3 protein-coding genes and 1 pseudogene are annotated in these 4,618 nt (G+C 71.4%); all 4 read right to left on the bottom strand.

All coding sequences use genetic code 11. From position 1 onward, the window contains the following. Positions 1 to 424, bottom strand: a pseudogene (locus IJH84_RS23985) (hypothetical protein); the annotation flags it as partial. Continuing rightward, on the bottom strand, positions 421 to 1,029 hold the full coding sequence (gene sigM, locus IJH84_RS23980) for an RNA polymerase sigma factor SigM (protein WP_200068021.1): 609 nt from the start codon (positions 1,027 to 1,029) through the stop codon (positions 421 to 423). The gene sigM and the pseudogene IJH84_RS23985, both read right to left, overlap by 4 nt. A gap of 69 nt (positions 1,030 to 1,098) precedes the next feature. Beyond that, positions 1,099 to 2,649 carry a protein kinase family protein gene (locus IJH84_RS23975; protein ID WP_295149336.1) on the bottom strand — a complete coding sequence of 517 codons (1,551 nt, stop codon included), beginning with the start codon at positions 2,647 to 2,649 and terminating at the stop codon, positions 1,099 to 1,101. A 204-nt stretch (positions 2,650 to 2,853) separates the two neighbouring features. After that, positions 2,854 to 4,618 (bottom strand): murein biosynthesis integral membrane protein MurJ (murJ, locus tag IJH84_RS23970; RefSeq protein WP_295149333.1); only part of this gene is annotated, 1,765 nt, incomplete at its 5' end.

Raw genomic sequence — 4,618 nt, 5'->3', positions numbered from 1 at the left:
CCGGTTCAGCGGGCCCGGCCTCCGGTAAGGGCACCGTCGGCCGGGCTTGCCTGCGCCGGCGGCTGCGGGCGGCGGCGAAGTCCACGACCTGTCCGCCGTGCGGATCCGGAGCGGCTCCGTCCGCGGTCGGCGGCTGCGGTGCACCCTGCTGGGCGGTCCTGGTCCGGATCTCCTCGTCGAGGGCGGTGTCCAGCCGGGCAGCAACATCGCCGGGCATGGTCACGTCGGGCAGCGCCGCGAGATCGGACGTGGTCGCTTCCAGCGCGGCGAGCAGCTCGCGGGCTTCCGGGTCGGCCTCGATGCGCGGCAGCAGCTCGTCGACCGTGGCCTGATCCAGCATCCCCGCGTGCAGCTCGGCCACCAGCTCGGGAGACCACGGAGGGCCGCTCCGCGGCGCGTCCGGGCGCCGTTGTTCGCCGCTCATCGTCCCTCCCGTCGACGCTTGTCGCTGGCGTCATCTGGGACGTTCGCATCCGCACTCGGGTTCCGGAGGTGCCCCAGAAGTTTCGCCAACCGGACTCGCCCGCGGGCGCACCGGCTCTTCACGGTGCCTTCGGCGACGCCGAGCATGGCGGCCGCTTCGGTCACCGAACGGCCCTCGACGTCAACGAGCACGATCGCCGCGCGTTGCTCCTCCGGCAGCTCGCCCAGCGCGTCCTGCACGGCCATCCGGGTGTCCTGCTCCGCGATCGCGTCCCGCGGAGCCGCCGGTTCAGCGGGCCCGGCCTCCGGTAAGGGCACCGTCGGCCGGGCTTGCCTGCGCCGGATCCGGTCCAGGCAGGCGTTCACCACGATCCGGTGCAACCACGTGGTGACCTGGGATTCCGCGCGGAACGATGCGGCGTTGCGGAACGCTGAGATCATCGCGTCCTGCAACGCGTCCGCCGCGTCCTCCTGGTCGCGCATGGTGCGCAGCGCGACCGCCCACAACCGGTCGCGGTGCCGGCGGAAGAGTTCGGCGAACGCATCCGGATCGCCACTGGTGTGCGCCGCGATGAGGTCGGCGTCCGATCTGGCGGGGGCAGACACGGATCAGCACTCTACTGACCGTGATCTCGGCCACCGGTACGCCCGCTGCGCACCGGTGACCGCGGCCGGTCAGGACGCGGTGCCCTGCACCGTGATCTCGTTGATCCGGGACTGGTACTTGCCGCCGGACGGGGCGAGCTGCTTGACCCACACGATCAGGTTCTGCGTCGGCTGGCCCTGGGCGATCGGGATCGTCGTCTGGCCCGCGTTGAGCGTCTGCTGGCCGAGCAGCGGACTGGCGTCCACGTTCGGGTTCGGCCCGTTCGCCGCGCGGACCTCCACCACGGTGCCCGCGCTGGGCGAATCGATCACGACTTCGCGCACGCTCGTCGGCCGCTGCAGCGTCAGCAGCGTCCCGGTGCCCGACTTGAACCCGCTGCCGAACTGGTCGTTGTAGGAGTCGGTGGCCCACGAGGTCGACGGATCGCCGTCGTAGAGGTTCGGGATCTTGTCCGGGCTGTCCGGCGTCTGCTCCTTGATGATCGGCGTGCCGCCGGTGACCTGCACCGGTACCGGACGGGCCTGCTGGTCCGGCTCCCCCAGCGTCTTCGAGGGGCCTTCGGCCTGGTCGCCGCCCGCGAAGATGCCGATCAGGTTGGCCGCGATCCAGCCGATGACCAGCAGGGTGGCCACCGCCAGCGCGCCCACGCTGATCGCGAGCTTCTTGCGCTTGACCTTGTCCGGCTTCGGGTCCTGGGTGCTCCACACCTCGTGGGTGTCGCCGCCGGTCGGCGGCTGCTGCACCACCGAGGTCGGGCCGTCGAACGTGGCGTGCTGCTCCAGCACCCGGAGCACCGCGGCGCCCGTGCGGACGCCGCCGGTGGTGCCGTTGCCGTCCTGGCTGCCGAGCGCGCGCAGCGCGACCGTGGACAGCTCCAGCGGCACGGTCGGGCGCAGCGTGCGCGGCGCGACGATGGTGCCGTCCGGGCCGGTCGGGGCCAGCGCAAGGCCCTCCGGAGCCCCGTCCAGCGCCCATCGGCCGGTCAGCAGCAGGTACAGCGCGGCACCCAGCCCGCGCACGTCGTCGGTGGAACTGGCCGCTGAAAGCGGGCCGGGGAACGCCATCCGGACCTCGCCCTCCGGCGTCACCCGGATGCGCTGCGGATGATCCGCACCGAGGACCAGACCTGCGTGGTGCGCCGCCTCGACGGCGGCGGCCAGCGGTTGCAGCAGCCGCGCGGCCGTGCCGGGCGGCAGCGGTCCCTCGGAGACCAGGTCCAGCAGGTCGGTGCCGTGCGTCCATTCGGCGATGACCACACCGAGCACGCCGTCCGGATCACCGGGCGCCGGCGTGACGACGTCCAGCACTCGCGCGACGCCGACGTGGTTGAAGGTGCTGGCGTGCATCGCCCGCTCCAGCGTGCGCCGCGCGCTGGACGCCGACTGCGAGTCCGAGCGGTCCCCGGTCAGGATCGTCAGCGCGACGTCGCGCCCGAGCACACCGTCCTTGGCCCGCCATAGCTCCGCGTCGCACCGCGGGTCCGAGCCGACCTTCGCCAGCAGGCGGTATCGGCCGTGGTCGAGCACCGCTCCGGGGGTCAGCGCTTGCTCCGCGTTCTCCGCCGAGCCCTCGACCGCGTCGTGTTCCGGCATTGCTTGCCTGGTCGGTTTGCTGCTCACCTTCCCTCTCCCGCTCCTCCCGCTCCAGCCGGGGGGCACTGGCCACCCCCTCCCCACGGGAGAAGACTTCCGGATCGAGGGTACGTGACGCTCACGGCAACTACGACGCAGCAGATCGGTGCGCCGCCCGATCGCACGCCGCGGTTCCCGCAGCCGGAGCAGTGCGGCAGCGCAACGGGCCGCTGGAGCACCGATCCGCGGACATCAGCCGCGGCGGACCATCGCGGTGACCCGGGCGACGGCTGGTTCGATCTCGCTCACCCGGAACAGCGTCATCAGCCCGAAGGTGGCCGCGAACCCGAGCACCGACCCGAGCAGGAGTTGCAGCCAGCCGGTACCGGCGCCCGCCGCTCCGGGGACCACGCCGTCGACGCCGAGCACGACCAGCCAGGTAACCAGCGCGCCCAGCACCGAAGCCGCGAAGGTCTTGCCGAGGGTGGCGGCGAACCGCCGTCCGTCGAGCGGGCCGAGCCGGTGCCGCAGCCACACCTCGCCCACCAGCCAGCCGACGACGAAGCCGAACGAGTTGATGAACACCAGCGCGTACAGCACCATCTGCGGGTCTTCGATCGCACCGCACAGCAAGGTGAGCACGACCTTGACGACGGTCATCACCACCATGATCAAGGTGGGCGTGCGGGCGTCCTTGAGCGCGTAGAACACCCGCATCTGCAGCATGGTGAGCGCGTACGGCAGCACGCCGAACGCCGAGACCGCCAGCGCGATGCCGATCTGGTCGGCGTCCCCGCTGCTCTTGCCAATCGAGAACAGCGCCAGCGCCAGCGGCAAGCCGATGGCGCTCATGATCCCGCTGATCGGCAGCAGCGCGACGGTGGACAGCCGGTTGCCCAGCGAGAGATCCGAGACCAGGCGCGGGTAGTCGTGGTCGGCTGCCGCCGCGCTCATCCGCGGCAGGATGGCGGTCATCACGGAGAAGCCGATGACGCCGTAGGGCAGCTGCAGCAGCATCCACACGTAGTTGTACATCGACCACACGACGGCGCGGGTGCCGACGCCGCTCATCACCATGAGCCCGACCTGGCTGATCCCCACGTAGGCCAGCATCCACAGCGCCAGCCCGCCGAACTCGTTGAGCCGCGAGTCCCAGCCCCAGCGCCAGCGGAACCGGAAACCGGTGCGGCGAAGCGCGGGCACCTGGATGAACGCCTGCGCCGCCACGCCGAGGGTCACGCCGATCCCCAGCACCAGCAGGTGCACGTTGGTCATCCGCACCGGGTTGATCGTGAGTTCGCCGGGGATCGCCCAGAACACGAAGATCGTGGTGATCACCACGAGGTTGTTCACGACCGGTGCCCACGCCGGTGGGCTGAAGATCTGCTTCGCCTGCAGGATCGCGCTCACCAGCGCGCTGATCCCGTAGAAGAGGATCTGCGGCAGCAGCAGGTAGGCGAGCGCGGTGGCCAGTTCCGGGCTGGCCTTGCCCCCGTCGCGCACGTAGAGCCACACCAAGCCGGGTGCGGCCACGACGGCGACCACGGTGCCGACCACCAGCAGCGCGACCGACATCGTCAGCAGCCGCTGGATGTAGGCCTCACCGCCGTCGGAGTCCGACTTCTGCGCCCGCACCAGCACCGGCACGATCACGCTGGTCAGCACGCCGCCGATGAGGAACTCGAAGACGCTGTTGGGCAGGTTGTTGGCGACGGTGAACGAGTCGTTCTTCACCCCGAACCCGATCACCAGCGCTAGCAGCAGCTTCCAGCCGAAGCCGGTGATCCGGCTGATCAGCGTCGCGACGGCCATCGAGCCGCTCGCGCGCAGCAGCGACTTCTTGCCGCCGGAGGAGGTCGTGCGCAGCACTTGGGTCTGCTCGTCGGCGCGCTCGGCGGCCTGGTCCAGCCCCGGCTCGGGCAGCACCGCCGGGATCGGCTGGGTGTCGGCGGCGTGCCATCCCGGCTGGCGAGCGCCGCTGTGCGGCACGGGTCCGGGCGGCTGCGGCTGAGCGGGG

It is taken from the genome of Saccharopolyspora sp. (genome assembly GCF_017434145.1).
GTDB lineage: Bacteria > Actinomycetota > Actinomycetes > Mycobacteriales > Pseudonocardiaceae > Saccharopolyspora_C > Saccharopolyspora_C galaxeae.
Note: the sequence above shows the minus strand (reverse complement) of the source record. Positions and strands in the feature narration are given on the sequence as shown.